Source organism: Enterococcus sp. 6D12_DIV0197 (genome assembly GCF_002174385.1).
Classification (GTDB): domain Bacteria; phylum Bacillota; class Bacilli; order Lactobacillales; family Enterococcaceae; genus Enterococcus_D; species Enterococcus_D casseliflavus.
Window position 1 is genome coordinate 1,795,825 of the sequence record NZ_NIBN01000001.1, and the last position, 16,456, is coordinate 1,812,280.

Consider the following 16,456-nt stretch of genomic DNA (forward strand, 5'->3'; position numbering starts at 1 on the left):
TTTTATTGGGTCTTTCCTTTTTTTTTCGGCGCATGTTTTCTCTGAGAATTTATTATAATTTCCTTATCAAGTTATCTTGAAATATTCATTTAGGAAGTGAGGAAATGAGAAAACTGGTTGGAATTGTGTTGATTTTGCTGTTAGCGGGATTATTGCTGCTGGTGTTTGGTTTCGATCATACTTCAGCAAAAGAACGAGCCGGAGGGAATTTATCGTTTTCTGTTCAAACGAATCGAGTGATCTATGATGAAGCCTTGAAAGTCATTACGATCCCGGTACGGCCGAACAAAACGCTGACTTCACAAAACGTTTGTATCCGATTAACTTATGGTTGGGATGGCAATGGACACAGTGAAAAGGTGATTGGTGAAACGTATCTAACAAATGTCGATTGGTTTTCAGGTGTTGAAAACTACTTAAGGATCTATGCTGAGATGGCCATCGATGAGATCAAAAGTGTGGATAAAGTAGATTTAGTTGTGATTTATGACGGTGAAACAACGATTACTGAAAACTTGAAGCCTAGTCAATGGCAGGTAATAACACCCCCGAGCTCTAGTGAGCGCACGAACTCTGAGATAAGCGCAAGCTCTAAAGTGTCTGAAGAAACAGGCTCTTCCTTTAGTAGTATCGAACCGAAATTTAGCGACTCTCAATCGACGGATCCAAGGACTTCTACTACGGAAAACACAAGTCAGGATTCTCAAAGTATCGAAAGTAGTCACAATGCAAGTGAGTCAGAAAACTTCAACACCCAACCAGTTAGTGAGAGTGAATCGAGTCAGACAATTAGGAGTCAAGAAACCACCGCAACAACAGGAACAATGACCGTTAGTGAAGCGGCATCTGAGAATCTTTCAGATTCAGAAACGAAACCAAACAAATTAGCGCCGAACCAAAGTCAGTCAAGCAAGCGAAGTGTTTCCTCCAATGATCCCGCAGGCAAACAACTCGCTAAAGCATCGTCTTCAGTGAAAATGGAACAGGAACAACCTACGGAGACAAGCAGTGCTAAGGAGGTCAATGGAGCCGTACTACCGAAAACCGGCAGCAAAAATACGAGTATTCGCTATTTACTCTTTGGTCTAGGCGTGGTTATCCTTACTGTCTTCCTTTACTGGCTGAATCGAAAGTTATTTTCTGATGAGAGACAGTAAAGAAAAAAGCCGAGGATAATGAGAGAATTGATAACCCACGATTGGAATTTTCTTCCCCAGAAAGCACAATCACGTTTTGTTTTACCGTTTTTAACAAAAAGTCTGACGATCGTTTTGAGACGTCAGACTTTTTTTATGAAAATATACAGATAACGAAAGGAAAATTTGTTAAAAGTGATTTGACAGAAAAGAGCGCACGGTGGTACGATCACCAAACACTGCCAGCTTACAATTTTGTAAGATGACAAATTTAGGACAAAAACAGCGTTTGCTGATTATACAAGCGAGGGAAATTTCATGTTACAGGCACTTTTGGATACGACAGAAAAACAAATTTATGCGTTTCTAAGTTATTGTTACGAAACGAACAAGAAAGACTATACAATTAAAGAGCTCTCAGGTGTTTTCGATAGGAAAACCAACAAAATGCAGTCGATCGTTCAGCAAGTAGAGGTGTTTCGTGCACGCTATCCTCAGTTTACTTTGACCTATGATCGGCTGGAAAAAGAAGTGTCGATTGCTTTTTCTCCACGATTTCTATTGAGCCAAGCCTATAGTGTATTGTTGCAGGGAACCGTTGGGTTTATCTTGCTGGATGCACTCTTTCAGGGGGATTATCATTCCCTTGAACAACTCAGCCACAAAACCTTTAGCAGTCCCCGCACGATTCAACGAAAATTGCAGGAGTTAAATCATGTTTTGGCGAACTATCATTTGTCCTATAGTTTAAAAAAAGGTGATCCTTTAGCAGGTGCTGAATATGCGATCCGCTATTTTTATCATCTTACCTATTGGCAAATTTTTGATGAGAAGGACTCACAAGTCTTGGCATCGATCAAGGAGAAAGCGCAGGCTGAAGCGTTGCTTGAAACCCATGCTTCTTATATGAGAAAAATCGATATCGATAAATTTCTTCATCTATTCGCTATCTCCGTGCAAAGAATCCATCAAAAGCATCCGCTTTCGTTTTTACCCAACGAAGTACTAACCTTTGAGCACCCATTAATTGAAAAAAATCAGTTTGATCAGGTCTTTTTGAACCCACTGTTTAACAGGAATCATCTGCCGTTTTCTGAAATTTCGGAGGTTGAACGCAGCTTCTTGTATTATATGTTTGGGGTAATGAACACCTATCTTGAGGAGGATCTCGATGCTGCTAACATCTCGTGGCTGACTCAGCCAAGGTACCAGCAAGAAGCGCAGCTCGTTGAAAAACTAGCCGTGTATTTTCGGTTGACGTTTACAGAAGCCGAAAAAAACTATTTACTGGTTAATCTGGTCATGATCCATTCCGCCTCTGGCTGTTTTGGTACGCGACAAAAAAGCGATAGTTTTGGCAAAACAACCGACGAGCAAGAGCTGCAAGCCGCTTTTCCAGTGCTTTATCCAACCATGAAACGGTTTTTTTTGGAAGCGACTGTTTCTTTACCAGCGTTGCGTAGATTACTGCAAATGAATGATCGTTTGATTTTCCAATACTGTATGTTACTGAGAGTTATTTTTATCAAATATGAACAGCCGGTCACGTTCTCGATCCATTCGAAATACGGAAAAACGCAAGAGCTTTGGATCAAGAACCGCTTGATGAATGCCACGCATCGAGCGATGGCCCATTATTCGCTGTCTCAAAAACCAGGTTTGGTGATCAGCGATTATCCGATCCATCAGGAATTTTCCGAGGAAGAACAGCCTTACCTCTTTTATTGGAATGGTCACCCAAGCGCAAAGGAGTGGAAACAGCTCAAGCAAGTGATCAAACAGATCAGAAGTGCCAAGAACAAGGCAGCGTTCGCCCAACTGGCGTTCACCCAAACGGAGTGACCCCGCTATAAGATCGAGCAAATAGAACTTATAATTTTGCCAAGCTTTTGACCAGCAGCAATAGGGCAAACGTGAAAAGCATCAGTGATAAACGAAGTTGTCAAGAAGCAAAAACAGGAGCATCGATGTTCCTTTTTCGCTTCTTGACTTTTTTTTACAGAGATGGCATGGTATACATATTATCATAACGTTTTTTATTTAAAATCGTTGCAGAAATGGTGTTAGGAAGAAGGGGTAACTTTGACAGAAGTATTAGCACTGCAAAATGTTTCCAAATTGATTGGGACCAAACGAATCATTGATGATGTTTCCTTTGTGGTGGACCAAGGACAAGTCGTTGGTTTATTAGGGCCCAATGGGGCTGGGAAGACGACGATCATCCGAATGATCGTTGGCTTGATGAAGCACAACACAGGATCGATTGCCATTATGGGAAATTTATTGGATTCTTCTTTTAAAACAGCGATTGCCTCAGTCGGAGCGATCGTTGAGAATCCTGAGTTTTATAATTATATGACCGGTTATGAGAATTTGATGCAGTATCAGCGTATGGCGAAGAAAAAAGGCACAGCCTCTGAGCTAGAAGCCCTGATCCGTCAGGTGCATTTAGAAGGACATATCCATCAAAAAGTCAAAACCTATTCATTAGGGATGCGTCAGCGTTTAGGTGTTGCCCAGGCATTGGTCCATCAACCAGATCTATTAGTTTTAGATGAGCCGATGAATGGTCTGGATCCTAAAGGCATGCGGGAGTTTCGGGAAATGATTCTTTCTTTGCGAGCAAAAGGGGTCTCTGTTTTAGTTTCCAGTCATCAGTTAAGCGACATCGAGCAAATTGCGGATCATTTGATCGTGGTGCAAAAAGGAAAAGTCACCCATCAAGTAGCAATGGCAGAGTTGAAAGCAGAGAAAAATGTGTTGATCATCAAAACCGATGATAACTTGCAAACAGAAGCACTGTTAAAAGCTTCCTTTGAGGTCGAGGTCTTGCATGTAGAAGACGAATTGCAAGTCACGTTGCAAACAGATCAGCGTTCAGAAATCGCTGCAGCGATCGTGACGGCGGGTATCGGCTTAAAAGAACTACGGACAAAGCAATCTTCTTTAGAAGATACATTCTTGGCTTGGACCGAAGAAGGAGGTTTGTAAGCATGCTGACATTGATTAAAAATGAATGGATCAAATTAACCAAAAAGCGTTCTACTTGGATCATGCTGCTTTTATTGGTTTTAATGACGTTTGGCTTGACCTATGTTGTACGCTTAGGTAGTCCAGAAATTGGGGCCAATGATTTATTCGCTTCTTTAAGCGATATGACGTCGTTCTTAAACTTATTTGTAGTGATTGTGGCGGCTTCTTCAGTGGCGGAAGAGTTCAGTCGTGGAACGATCAAGTTCTTATTGATTCGGCCTTTTTCCAGAAGCCAAATCTTAGCAGCAAAAGCGATCAACACGTTTTTATTTGCGCTGTTAGGGACCGCTGTTTTACTGATCAGTAGTTTAGCAGCTGCCAATTTATTTTTAGCAGCTGAATCACCTTTTGCTGCTACTGGCTACAACGGGCTAGCGGCGATTCTCGTTGCCCTTGTTTTTGCGGGAACCAACTTGCTATTGATTGTCTTTTATATTGCACTGACCATCTTTATCTCCGCCGTCATTCGCTCTCAAAGCCTGGCGGTAGGATTAGGCTTGGGTATGTTGTTTGGAAGCAGCATCATCAACTCGATCATGCTTTTTGCGCAAGAAAAATACCCATGGCTGAAGTGGAATCCATTTAATTTTATGAATATCAAAGAGCAAATACCGAGTTTATTAAATAGTCCTGACATGCAGATGACTGCCTTTGATCCAGGATTGGGCTATTGGGAAATGGCGATCGGGATCCTTGTTTACAGTGTTTTAATCTACCTTTTAACAAATTGGTTATTCAACAAAAGAGATGTCGCATTAAGTTGAGGAAACGAGTGAAAGTTTTTGGATAAATCCAGCTTTCACTCTTTCTTTTTGTGTTTTTTTCTAGTAAAATGATTCATTGAGAGTACAAGAGAAAGGAGAGTTTTCGAATGGTTAGTGTAGGAATCGTAATCGTGATCGCTGTTGTTGCAGCATTACTAGGCGCTGTCGGCGGCTTCTTTTTGGCGCGTAAATATATGCAAGATTATCTAAAGAAAAATCCTCCCGTTAATGAGGATATGCTTCGCTCGATGATGATGTCAATGGGTCAAAAACCTTCTGAGAAAAAAATTCGTCAGATGATGCAGCAAATGAAAAACCAAAAGTAGGTTTTTTTCTAAAAAGCGGGCTGATTTTATCAGCTCGCTTTTTATTGCGGCAAAACGCAGCAACGAATAAAAAATGTCCTCCAGGCTACTTTTTCTATTTATGTTCTGTGAATAGCGGGGTAGCAATTGTAACTGAATCTAATGAATATTCGGAAAAATCGCAAAATTTAAGCAACAGGTCATAAAGAAATGGAGAGTGTTATGTCAATATTTAGGAAGTTAGGTTGGTTTTTTAAACAAGAAAAGAAACATTATTTGTTAGGCGTAGGCTCTTTAGTCTTGGTCGCCTTGGTACAGTTGGCCCCTCCCAAAGTTATCGGGATCATCATCGATGAGATTGCGGAAAAAGAGATCTCGATGCAGACGATCTTTTTTTGGGTCATGATCTTGATTGCTTCAGCCATCGCTCAATACGTGTTTCGTTTTGTCTGGCGAACGCATATCTGGGGCAGTGCCGCTCGGCTAGAAAAAACGTTACGCAGACAGCTATTTGCACATTTTACAAGGATGGATCAGTTGTTTTATCAAAAGCATCGGACAGGTGATTTGATGGCCCATGCCACCAATGACTTGAATGCCATCCAAAATGTGGCAGGGGCGGGGATCTTGACCTTTGCCGATTCTTTCATCTCGGGAGGGGCAACCATCATTGCGATGGTTCTCTTTATCGACTGGCGGTTAACGATCATTGCTCTATTGCCGCTGCCTTTTTTAGCAGTCATGGCAAGGGTTCTTGGCAGCAAATTGCATGATGCGTTTCGTGACTCGCAAGAAGCATTTTCTTCCATCAACGACAAAGCCCAAGAAAGTATTACTGGGATGAAAGTCATCAAAACCTTTGGACAGGAAAAAGAGGACATCGCTGATTTTCAAACCAAAATCGACCATGCCATCATCAAAAACCGCAAAGTCAATTTTCTGGATGCCTTGTTTGATCCGTTTATTACGATCATCATCGGAATCTCCTATGTGCTGACGATCATCGTCGGTGGCAATTATGTCATGGACGGTACCATCTCGATCGGTCAATTGGTATCTTTTATTAGTTATATCGGCATGTTAGTTTGGCCGATGTTTGCCATCGGACGTCTGTTTAATGTGCTGGAACGAGGCAATGCTAGTTATGATCGGGTTGCCGAATTGTTGGCGGCCAAGACCCATATCATTGAAGCCAAAGATGCGGTCGATGCCCCAGCCCAAGGAACGGTTGACGTTCAAATCAATGATTTTCACTATCAAGGAGATGATTTTGCTCTGCAAGACATCCACTTTACTTTACCAGCAGGTCAGACACTAGGTGTCGTCGGGAAAACCGGTGCTGGAAAAACCTCTTTGATGAAGCTCTTGTTGCGAGAGTATGATTCATTTGACGGGGCGATCACCTTCGGGGGCATCGACAGCAAGCAATACTCCTTGAATGCTCTTTTGGGGTCGATCGGTTATGTTCCGCAAGATCATTTCTTATTTTCCATGACGATTCGAGACAATATCCGCTTTGCGCAACCACGGGCTTCTCAAGCAGAAGTGGAAGCAGCTGCTGGATTGGCAGTGATCCACGAGGATATCAGTCAGTTTCCTGAAGGGTACGAAACGATGGTGGGGGAACGTGGTGTTTCTCTTTCTGGTGGACAAAAACAGCGTTTATCCATTGCCCGTGCTTTGATCACTGATCCAGAATTATTGATTTTAGATGACGCCCTTTCAGCAGTAGATGCCAAAACAGAAGAAGCTATTTTACAACAGTTGCGGACGTTCCGTCAGAATAAAACAACGATCATTGCTGCCCACCGCCTAAGCAGTGTCAAGCACGCAGAAGAAATTCTCGTGATCGACAATGGGAAAATCAGTGAACGTGGGACCCATGAACAATTATTGGCTGCAAATGGCTGGTATAAAAAAATGTGGGACAAACAGCAACTAGAAGCCAAAATCGAAGGGAGTGAAGCCTAATGCAAGAATCAGAATGGAGTAAATCGATTCCCTTTAAAGAACAAAAAAACATCATCAAGCGAATGTTTCTTTTTGCCAAGCCATTTCGAAAAACCTTCTATGCAGCGATCTTTTTTGCTTTTGTGCTATCGATCGTCAATATCCTGTTGCCTTTGATCATTCAAACCTTTATAGATAATTATTTGACCAATCAAACGGCGACCCAGCAAGTCATTTATTTCTTTGCTGCATTGTATTTCTTTGGGGTGTTGGTAAAAGCTGTGATTTGGTTTTTCCAATGGTTCCTTTATTCGATGGGTTCTTTAAAAACCTATCAATATATTCGAGCAAAATTATTTGAAAAATTGCATAGTCTTGGGATGCGCTATTTCGATCAGACGCCAGCGGGTTCAATCGTTTCACGGGTCAGCAACGACACAGAAACGTTGTATGAATTTTGGTATGTCTTCTTGATGGTATTGACAGGGATTTTTGCGGTGGTTTCTTCTTTTGCCGCCATGTTTCGCATCAACGTCAAAATTGCTTTACTGAACTTGATTTTTCTGCCAATCCTAATGGTAGTCATCTGGTATTATCAAAAATTCAGCTCTCGTATCTATCGTCAAATGCGGGAAAAACTGAGTCAGCTGAATACGAAATTGAATGAATCGATTTCTGGCATGCAGATCATTCAGCAATTCCGCCAAGAGGCGCGGCTGAATGAAGAATTCGAAGCGACCAACGATGATTATTTGAAAACTAGATACGCCATGATCCGCACGAATGCGCTGCTACTATCACCAATCATTAGTTTGTTGTATGCCTTAGCGATCGCCTTGTCATTGACGCTCTTTGGGTTTGATGCTTTAGAATCGCCGATTGAAGTTGGGTTAATTTTCGCCTTTACGACCTATATTCAAGGATTCTTTAATCCAATGACACAGATGATGGATTTTCTCAGCGTCTTTACTGATGGGATGGTAGCCGGCAGCCGGATTTTGAAGATTATGGATAACGAAGAATATACGCCGCAGCAAAACTCCGATGCCAGTCAAACCATCACCAAAGGAAAAATTGAATTTCGCGATGTCAGTTTTTCCTATGATGGAAAAAACAACGTATTGAATCATATTTCTTTCATCGCCTATCCAGGTGAGACCGTGGCTCTAGTCGGTCACACAGGAAGTGGCAAGAGCTCGATCATCAATGTGTTGATGCGTTTTTACGAATTTGGGGAAGGGCAAATTTTGATCGATGATCAAGATATCCGCGACTTCACGATGGAAGAGCTTCGGAAAAAAGTCGGACTCGTATTGCAAGACGCCTTCATGTTTTATGGGGACATCGCTGACAATATCCGCTTATTGAATCAGGACATTCGTGAGGAACAGATCGAAGCAGCAGCAAAATTTGTTCAAGCAGATGCCTTTATTCAAAAACTACCTGGTAAATACCATGCCAAAGTGATTGAACGGGGCGCCAGCTATTCAAGTGGGCAGCGACAATTGATTTCCTTTGCCCGCACCATGGTGACCGATCCGAAAGTGCTGGTCTTGGATGAGGCGACTGCCAATATCGATACTGAAACAGAAGGACTGATCCAAGAAGGGTTGTCAAATATGCGTCAAGGGCGAACCACGATCGCGATCGCCCATCGCTTGTCTACCATCCGCGATGCCGAGTTGATTTTGGTGCTTGATAAAGGCTCGATCGTCGAACGAGGCACCCATGATGAACTTTTGGCTCAAAAAGGGTTGTATGCCGATATGTACCGTTTGCAGGCAAGTGAAGTTTAATAGTTTTGATAGTAACGCTAACCTTAAAGACTTTCGTTTTTAAGGTTTTTTTGTACGAAAAAAGAAAGAAGGGATGAATATAAAAATAACGAACAACGATTGACAGCGCTTTCTACCTTTGCTATGATAAAGATAATAGAACTGGTTCTAATGGATAGTGATTGTTGATTTTTAACAAGCTAAACCTGATGAAGCTGCGGTATTTGCGCTGCTTTCATGAGGTTTTTTCTGTGTTGACTGTTGGCTCAGCAATAAAGACAAGCAATGAACCATATCCGCAATGATAAAGTAAGTGGGGTTAGGACATGAAAATCAGTAAAGTGTTAAACAATAATGTTGTGATCACTACCGATCAAAGTCAAAACGAGATTATTGTTATGGGGCGGGGGATTGCATTTAAGAAAAAAGTGGGAGATGAAATTTCTTCAGAAACGGTCGATAAAGTATATCGCTTAGAAAATCAGACGATCTTATCTCAATTTCAAGAGCTGCTTGCTGACTTACCACTGGAATATCTTGAATTATCCAATGAGATCATTGAGTATGCTCGGCGAGAATTGTCATCCCCCATCAATGATTCCATCTACATCTCGCTGACAGATCATATGCACTGTGCCATTGAACGATCAAAAAAAGGAATGACGGTCAAAAATGTCTTATTGTGGGATATCAAGCGTTTTTTCCCCGATGAGTACCAAATAGGCTGCAAAACAGTAGAAAAAATCAAAGAACATTACGGGATTCAGCTGCCAGATGATGAAGCTGGCTTTATTGCTCTGCATCTGGTCAATGCGCAAACCGAAAATGGTGACCAAGGCAATATTGCTGAGCTAACCCAAACGATGCAAGACATCATTAACATTGTTAAATATTTTTTCAAAACCACCTTTGATGAAGAGTCCGTTTATTTTTATCGCTTCACTACGCATTTGAAATTTTTTGTCTCAAGAATGCAAAACCATACCCCTCATGCGGATGAAACTGATGAAGATCTTTTGGCTATGGTCAAAGTGAAATACCGAAATGCGTATCAATGCGTACAAAAAATCGCTGAACTATTAGAAAATCAGTATCAGTATCAAATGTCCAGTGACGAAAGTTTGTATTTAACGATTCATATTGCCAGACTTGTGCAAAAAAATCGTTGATTGAAAAAAAACAAGAAAGGAGAAGGATTTCTTGATTCATGAGAAGATGTCGAAAAAGAAGAATTTCTTCGCAATGTTTCTTACTAAACGTCAGCTTCAAGACATCTGACCATGCAGCAAGAAATCAAAAAAAGAAAACATTTTGGATAGTGACATTCAGTTGGCTAAACCTTCAATACAAAAAAATTGGAGGAATCAAAAATGGGAAAATATCGTGAATTAGCAGAAAAAATCGTAGCAAATGTTGGTGGGAAAGAGAACATCAATAGCTTGACGCATTGTATCACACGCCTGCGTTTTAAATTAAAGGATGAAGGTGTCGCAAATGATGAAGTCTTAAAGAACATGGATGGGGTCGTGACGGTCATGAAGAGTGGCGGTCAATACCAGGTGGTTATCGGAAACCATGTACCTGATGTCTATGCAGAAGTGATCGATGTAGCAGGAATCAGTGGTGATGCTGAAGAAACAGCTTCAGGTGGCAACTTGTTTGATCGTTTGATCGATATTTTGAGCGGCTGCTTCCAACCCTTCTTAGGGGCTTTGTGTGCGGCGGGGATGATCAAAGGACTAAACGCACTGTTGCTTTTTATTGGTACAACAGGCTTGATCGATTATACAACGACGACTGGTACCTATGTGATGTTCAATGCGATCGGCGATTCGATCTTCATGTTTATGCCAGTGATTTTAGGGTATACGTCAGCGAAAAAGTTTCGCTTAAATCCAATGGTGGGAATCGTGATCGGGTCAGCGCTTTGTTACCCAACGATTCAAGGATCTGCTTTGCAAGCCGCATTTCTTGCAGGCGCTGGCGAGGGAGCTGCTGCACCGTATAGCTTGTTAGGCTTGCCTGCGTACGAAACGTTTTTAGGAATTCCGTGGGTTGGCGCAACGTATACTAGCAGTGTGGTGCCGGTCATCTTTATCATTGCCTTTGCTGCGCAAGTTCAAAAATTTGCGAAAAAAATTATTCCTTCTGTTGTCCAAACGTTCTTAGTGCCGTTCTTGGTTCTCTTGATTGCATTGCCAATTGGGTTTTTGGTGATTGGACCTGTAATCAGTATGTTGACGGACCTTTTGAGCTCAGGATTTGAAGCGTTGATGGACTTCTCACCAGTTGCCTATGGCTTGTTGCTAGGTTTCTTCTGGCAAGTATTGGTTATTTTCGGTCTTCACTGGTCAGTTGTTCCGCTACACATTATGCAAGTGACACAACTAGGCTACAGTCAGATTTTGGTAGCTACGTTTGGTGCCAGCTTTGCTCAAACAGCCGTAGTGATGGCGATGTACTTTAAACTGAAAGATAAAAAACTGAAAGCACTATGTCCACCAGCTATTATCTCAGGGCTTTTCGGTGTAACGGAGCCAGCGATTTATGGAATCACGTTACCGAAAAAAATGCCGTTCTTCTACTCAATGATTGGTGGTGCGGTCGCAGGTGCCTTCTTGATGATCAATGGAACAACGAGCTACACCTCTGGTGGGTTAGGGGTCTTTGGCATTTTCAACTACATCACTCCAGAAGGCGACGCTAGTGGCATGTGGTTCTCTGTCTTCGGAATCTTGATCGCTGCAGCGATTGGCTTTGGTTTGACCATGGCTTTCTGGAAAGATGATGCAGTGGAAGAAGAAATCGCAGAAGGACAACCAGCGATGACTGTTCGAAAAGAAGTGATCACTTCTCCTGTGGAAGGAACGATCGCGCCACTAAGCAGTGCCAAAGATGAAGCCTTTGCTCAAGGAGTGCTAGGAAAAGGTATCCTGATCCATCCTTCAAAAGGCGAAGTCGTGGCTCCTTTTGATGGTACTGTGATGACATTGTTCCCAACCAAACATGCCATTGGGTTGATTTCTGAGAATGGTTTAGAACTTTTGATCCATATTGGTTTGGATACTGTTCAATTGAATGGTGAGTTCTTTGAAGCGCATGTGAAGCAAGGCGATAAAGTCACTCGTGGACAAAAATTGATCAGCTTTGATAAAGATGCATTGATCAAAGCAGGATTCAATATTGAGACCCCAGTGTTAGTGACCAACTCAGCGGATTATTTGGATATCATCGAGTCTGACAAACGAGAAGTTGGTTGTTCCGATGACTTGATCACGGCTTTAGTTTAGGAAATGTTTACTTGCAAAACAGCTATATAAGGATAAAAGCGATCGGTCGTGAAGGCTCGATCGCTTTTTGACAGTCATTTAATTGGGAAATAGTGAGTCTTTATAATGAAGGTTTTTATCATAGGTTGGTTCAGCGATTATCGTTGATGAAGTGGGGCGCTTATCATACGCCATCCCGATATCGATCAAATGCTGCAGATTTTTCTCATAATGTTCCGAAAAGACGACTGCATACAACAAATCTAGCAAGTAGCAAACCGAGGTATTGATCGTAAAATTCGCAATCTTTGAATAAAGCCTTTCTCTTGTTGTGATATTTAAGACACAATCGCTTAATTTCGCTAACGCATTCTCGCCAATACTAGTCATCCCAATGATGGAGACTTGCCGTTCGGCAAGGATCTTACCGATTTCTTTAACCATTTTGTTTTCACCTGTGTAAGAAATCAAGATTGCGGTCGTATCGGAGGTACAGTTGGATGCCTCATAGGCACTTTCGCCGAAGGTATCGCAGACGTGGATACTTTTTCCTAAACGCCGCATCTTCAAAACAAAGTCTTGAGAAATCAAGGTGTTGGCATTGCTGGCGAAAATCCTGATATGGTTGGCATTGAGCAACGATTGTTTCGCTTTTTGTAATTCATCATGATGGATCAAGGAAAGCGTATCTTCGATCGTTGTTTGTTCAAGCTTTGCCAACTTTTTGGCGATGGTCATAATACCGTCATGGGAAGAGAAGGGAAAGTTCGCATCCACATCGGTAAAATGGCTGCTCATATATGTTTGCTCTTCCACAAAGGCCGTTTTTAAGTCGAGCCAACCATTGAAGCCTAATTTTTTTGCGATCCGAATAAAAGTAGAAGGATGAACATAGGTTTTTTCAGATAATTCCTTGATGGTTTGATCCGCCATCGCGGTCGGATTGGCTAATAAATAATCAATCAACGATCGTTCGGCGGGTGCTAGTTTGATTTGGCGCATTTTTTCTTGTAACAACATGGTATATATTCTCCTTTTTACATTTTTTTATGATTATTTGTAAATGGTTTTTACAGAAGTTCGTTTTTATTCAGTACCTAGCGAATCGTTTACATCCTAATTATTCCTTATTTGATGCTCTTTGTAAATCTTTTTTACAAAACACCTGCAAGAAGAAGCGAGATTTGCAAACGCTTTTTCTAAATATGCTATTTACATTGAATCAAATGTTTTTATGAATGATAATAAGAATGTAAATAAAATAGCAAAGGAGCAATACAATGACAAAAGGAATTAAAATTGCAACCATTGGTGGCGGCAGCAGCTATACCCCGGAGTTAATGGAAGGCTTTATCAAACGCTATGAAGAATTGCCGATTCGTGAGATTTGGCTAGTAGATATCGAAGCAGGAAAAGAAAAATTAGCAATCGTTGGTGCGATGGCACAACGGATGTGGGATGCGTCACCCTACGATGTAAAAATCCACATGACATTGGATCGAGAAGAAGCGTTAAAAGATGCTGATTTCGTTACGACTCAATTCCGAGTAGGATTGCTGAATGCCCGTATCAAAGATGAACGAATTCCTGCCTATTACGGCATGATTGGTCAAGAAACCAACGGCCCTGGTGGTATGTTCAAAGCGTTTCGTACGGTTCCAATCATTCTTGAAATCGTTGAAGACATGAAACGCTTGTGTCCCGATGCCTGGTTGATCAACTTTGCGAATCCAAGCGGTATGGTGACTGAAGCAATCGTGCGTTACGGAAAATGGGACAAAGTCATCGGGTTGTGTAACGTGCCTGTCATGGCAACGATGGTTGAACCTGCGTTGCTTGGCAAAGAACCTGACGAATTGATTTACAAATTTGCAGGATTGAACCACTTTCACTGGCACAAAGTTACCGACTCACACGGCAATGACGTTACGATGGACATTATTGATAAAATGTATGAAGAAGACAATGGCTTACCGAAGAATATCTTTGATGTACCATTTTACAAAGAACAGCTGGAACAAATGAAGATGATTCCTTGCGGGTATCACCGTTATTACTATCGTCAAGAAGAAATGTTGAATCATGCGATCGAAGAGTACAAGACTGTCGGTACACGCGCACAGCAAGTGAAACAAACCGAAGCCGAATTGTTTGAGTTGTACAAAGATCCTGAATTAGATCATAAACCAGAACAGCTGCAAAAACGTGGTGGTGCTTACTACTCAGATGCAGCGTGTGAAACGATTGCTTCCATTTATGCTAATAAAAATACCCAAATCGTCGTTTCAACCAAAAATGAAGGCGCCGTTCCAGATCTTCCTGCCGATTGCGTAGTCGAAGTAACAGCTTACGTTGGCGGACAAGGGGCTAGAAATGTTGCCTTTGGTGAGTTACCGACAGCTGAAAAAGGTTGGTTACAGGTAATGAAAGCAATGGAATTATTAACGATCGAAGCAGCTGTGACGGGGGATTACAATATCGCATTACAAGCCTTCACCATCAACCCATTGGTTCCATCAGGTGATACGGCAAAACGTGTCATGGACGAACTGTTTATTGCCCACAAAGATCACTTGCCTAAATTTAAGGAAACGATCGCACGTCTTGAAAAAGAAGGCGTAGAAGTACAAGATGAAGTAGCCCGCGAACTTGATCGCGAACTAGTTAAATAAAGAGAAAGTAGGAAAGAAACATGGCATTTAGAAAAGACTTTTTATGGGGCGGCGCAACAGCTGCCAATCAATGTGAAGGAGGCTACCAAGAAGGCGGACGCGGCTTGGCAAACGTTGACGTGGTACCGATCGGCAAAGATCGTTTTCCAGTCATTACTGGTCAAATGAAAATGTTCGATTTTGATGACGAACATTTCTACCCAGCAAAAGAAGCGATCGATATGTATCATCGCTACAAAGAAGACATCGCGCTATTTGGCGAAATGGGCTTTAAAACCTACCGTTTGTCGATCGCTTGGAGTCGGATTTTCCCTAAAGGGGATGAAACAGAACCAAATGAAGACGGCTTGAAGTTCTATGAAGATCTTTTCAAAGAATGCCACAAATATGGGATCGAACCATTAGTAACGATCACTCACTTTGATTGCCCAATGCATTTAGTTGAAAAATACGGGGCATGGCGTTCTCGTGAATTAGTCGGATTCTATGAAAACTTGTGTAACGTGATTTTCAACCGTTACAAAGGATTAGTAAAATACTGGTTGACCTTCAACGAAATCAACATGATTCTCCATGCGCCATTTATGGGAGCAGGTCTTTACTTTGAAGAAGGCGATAACGTTGAGCAAGTGAAATACCAAGCGGCTCACCATGAGCTATTGGCCTCTGCGATCGCAACGAAAATCGCTCATGAAGTCGATCCTGAGAACAAAGTAGGCTGTATGTTAGCTGCTGGCGCATACTATCCATATACAAGCAAACCAGAAGATGTCTGGGAATCACGCAAAGCAGATCGCGAAAACTATTTCTTTATTGATGTTCAATCACGTGGGGAATATCCACAATATGCGCTGAAAGAAATGGAACGTAATGGGATCGAAATCAAAATGGAAGAAGGCGACCTTGAGCTGTTGAAAGCTCACACCGTAGACTTTATTTCCTTCTCTTACTATTCTTCCCGCGTATCAACCACGGACGCTGAATTATTAGAACAAACGGCTGGCAATATTTTTGCCTCTGTGAAAAACCCATACTTGGAAGCAAGTGAGTGGGGGTGGCAGATTGATCCACTTGGTTTGCGCATCACAATGAATGACATTTATGATCGCTACCAAAAACCATTGTTTATCGTTGAAAACGGCTTAGGAGCTGTGGATACACCAGATGCAGATGGCTATGTGGAAGATGACTACCGGATCCAATACTTGGCAGAGCATATTCAAGCAATGAAAGATGCGGTTGAACAAGATGGTGTCGACTTATTGGGCTACACCACATGGGGTTGTATCGATTTAGTTTCAGCTGGAACAGGTGAAATGAAAAAACGCTATGGTTTCATTTATGTGGACCGTGACAATGAAGGAAACGGCACCTTGAAACGAACAAAGAAAAAATCATTTGATTGGTACAAACAAGTGATTGCTTCAAACGGTGAAGATTTATCGAATAACTAATTATAAGAAGCTGCAGTTGATCCCTTAGAGAAATCTAAGTAGATCGACTGCAGTTTTTTTAAAGTCTTTTTAAAAACTATTGAAACGAATGATTTGTA

Annotated in this window: 12 protein-coding genes; 11 read left to right on the plus strand and 1 reads right to left on the minus strand. The window is 41.7% G+C overall.

The window, feature by feature from the left end; all coding sequences use genetic code 11:
* The first annotated feature begins 104 nt into the window (after window positions 1-104).
* From A5867_RS08210 to A5867_RS08250, 9 genes are all read left to right on the plus strand, one after another.
* A complete protein-coding gene (locus tag A5867_RS08210; protein ID WP_087627348.1) occupies window positions 105-1,157 on the plus strand; it encodes an LPXTG cell wall anchor domain-containing protein in 1,053 nt (350 codons plus the stop codon).
* Window positions 1,158-1,454: 297 nt separating this feature from the next.
* A complete protein-coding gene (locus tag A5867_RS08215; RefSeq protein WP_087627349.1) occupies window positions 1,455-2,978 on the plus strand; it encodes a helix-turn-helix domain-containing protein in 1,524 nt (507 codons plus the stop codon).
* 240 nt (window positions 2,979-3,218) lie between these two features.
* The gene (locus A5867_RS08220) at window positions 3,219-4,127 is read left to right on the plus strand and encodes an ABC transporter ATP-binding protein (protein WP_087627350.1); all 909 of its coding nucleotides are present in this window, start codon (window positions 3,219-3,221) and stop codon (window positions 4,125-4,127) included.
* Between the two features lie 2 nt (window positions 4,128-4,129).
* On the plus strand, window positions 4,130-4,933 hold the full coding sequence (locus A5867_RS08225; RefSeq protein ID WP_010748033.1) for an ABC transporter permease subunit: 804 nt from the start codon (window positions 4,130-4,132) through the stop codon (window positions 4,931-4,933).
* Between the two features lie 107 nt (window positions 4,934-5,040).
* A complete protein-coding gene (locus A5867_RS08230) occupies window positions 5,041-5,259 on the plus strand; it encodes a YneF family protein (RefSeq protein WP_005235432.1) in 219 nt (72 codons plus the stop codon).
* A 201-nt stretch (window positions 5,260-5,460) separates the two neighbouring features.
* On the plus strand, window positions 5,461-7,209 hold the full coding sequence (locus tag A5867_RS08235; protein ID WP_060792801.1) for an ABC transporter transmembrane domain-containing protein: 1,749 nt from the start codon (window positions 5,461-5,463) through the stop codon (window positions 7,207-7,209).
* Window positions 7,209-8,984 (plus strand): ABC transporter ATP-binding protein, encoded by a 1,776-nt coding sequence (locus tag A5867_RS08240; RefSeq protein WP_087627351.1) that lies wholly within the window; start codon window positions 7,209-7,211, stop codon window positions 8,982-8,984. The genes A5867_RS08235 and A5867_RS08240 overlap by 1 nt, the downstream gene beginning before the upstream one ends.
* A gap of 305 nt (window positions 8,985-9,289) precedes the next feature.
* The gene (locus A5867_RS08245) at window positions 9,290-10,132 is read left to right on the plus strand and encodes a BglG family transcription antiterminator LicT (RefSeq protein ID WP_015509532.1); all 843 of its coding nucleotides are present in this window, start codon (window positions 9,290-9,292) and stop codon (window positions 10,130-10,132) included.
* A 201-nt stretch (window positions 10,133-10,333) separates the two neighbouring features.
* The gene (locus A5867_RS08250) at window positions 10,334-12,253 is read left to right on the plus strand and encodes a beta-glucoside-specific PTS transporter subunit IIABC (protein WP_087627352.1); all 1,920 of its coding nucleotides are present in this window, start codon (window positions 10,334-10,336) and stop codon (window positions 12,251-12,253) included.
* A 78-nt stretch (window positions 12,254-12,331) separates the two neighbouring features.
* Here the strand turns inward: A5867_RS08250 and A5867_RS08255 are convergent, their stop codons facing one another.
* Complete coding sequence (locus A5867_RS08255; protein WP_010748037.1) at window positions 12,332-13,252, minus strand: MurR/RpiR family transcriptional regulator; 921 nt, start codon at window positions 13,250-13,252, stop codon at window positions 12,332-12,334.
* Window positions 13,253-13,512: 260 nt separating this feature from the next.
* Here A5867_RS08255 and A5867_RS08265 point away from each other — a divergent pair, with 260 nt between their 5' ends.
* Together A5867_RS08265 and A5867_RS08270 are read left to right on the plus strand one after the other, a co-directional pair.
* On the plus strand, window positions 13,513-14,904 hold the full coding sequence (locus A5867_RS08265; RefSeq protein ID WP_005225822.1) for a 6-phospho-beta-glucosidase: 1,392 nt from the start codon (window positions 13,513-13,515) through the stop codon (window positions 14,902-14,904).
* Between the two features lie 20 nt (window positions 14,905-14,924).
* Complete coding sequence (locus A5867_RS08270; protein ID WP_008378424.1) at window positions 14,925-16,358, plus strand: 6-phospho-beta-glucosidase; 1,434 nt, start codon at window positions 14,925-14,927, stop codon at window positions 16,356-16,358.
* Window positions 16,359-16,456: the final 98 nt, after the last annotated feature.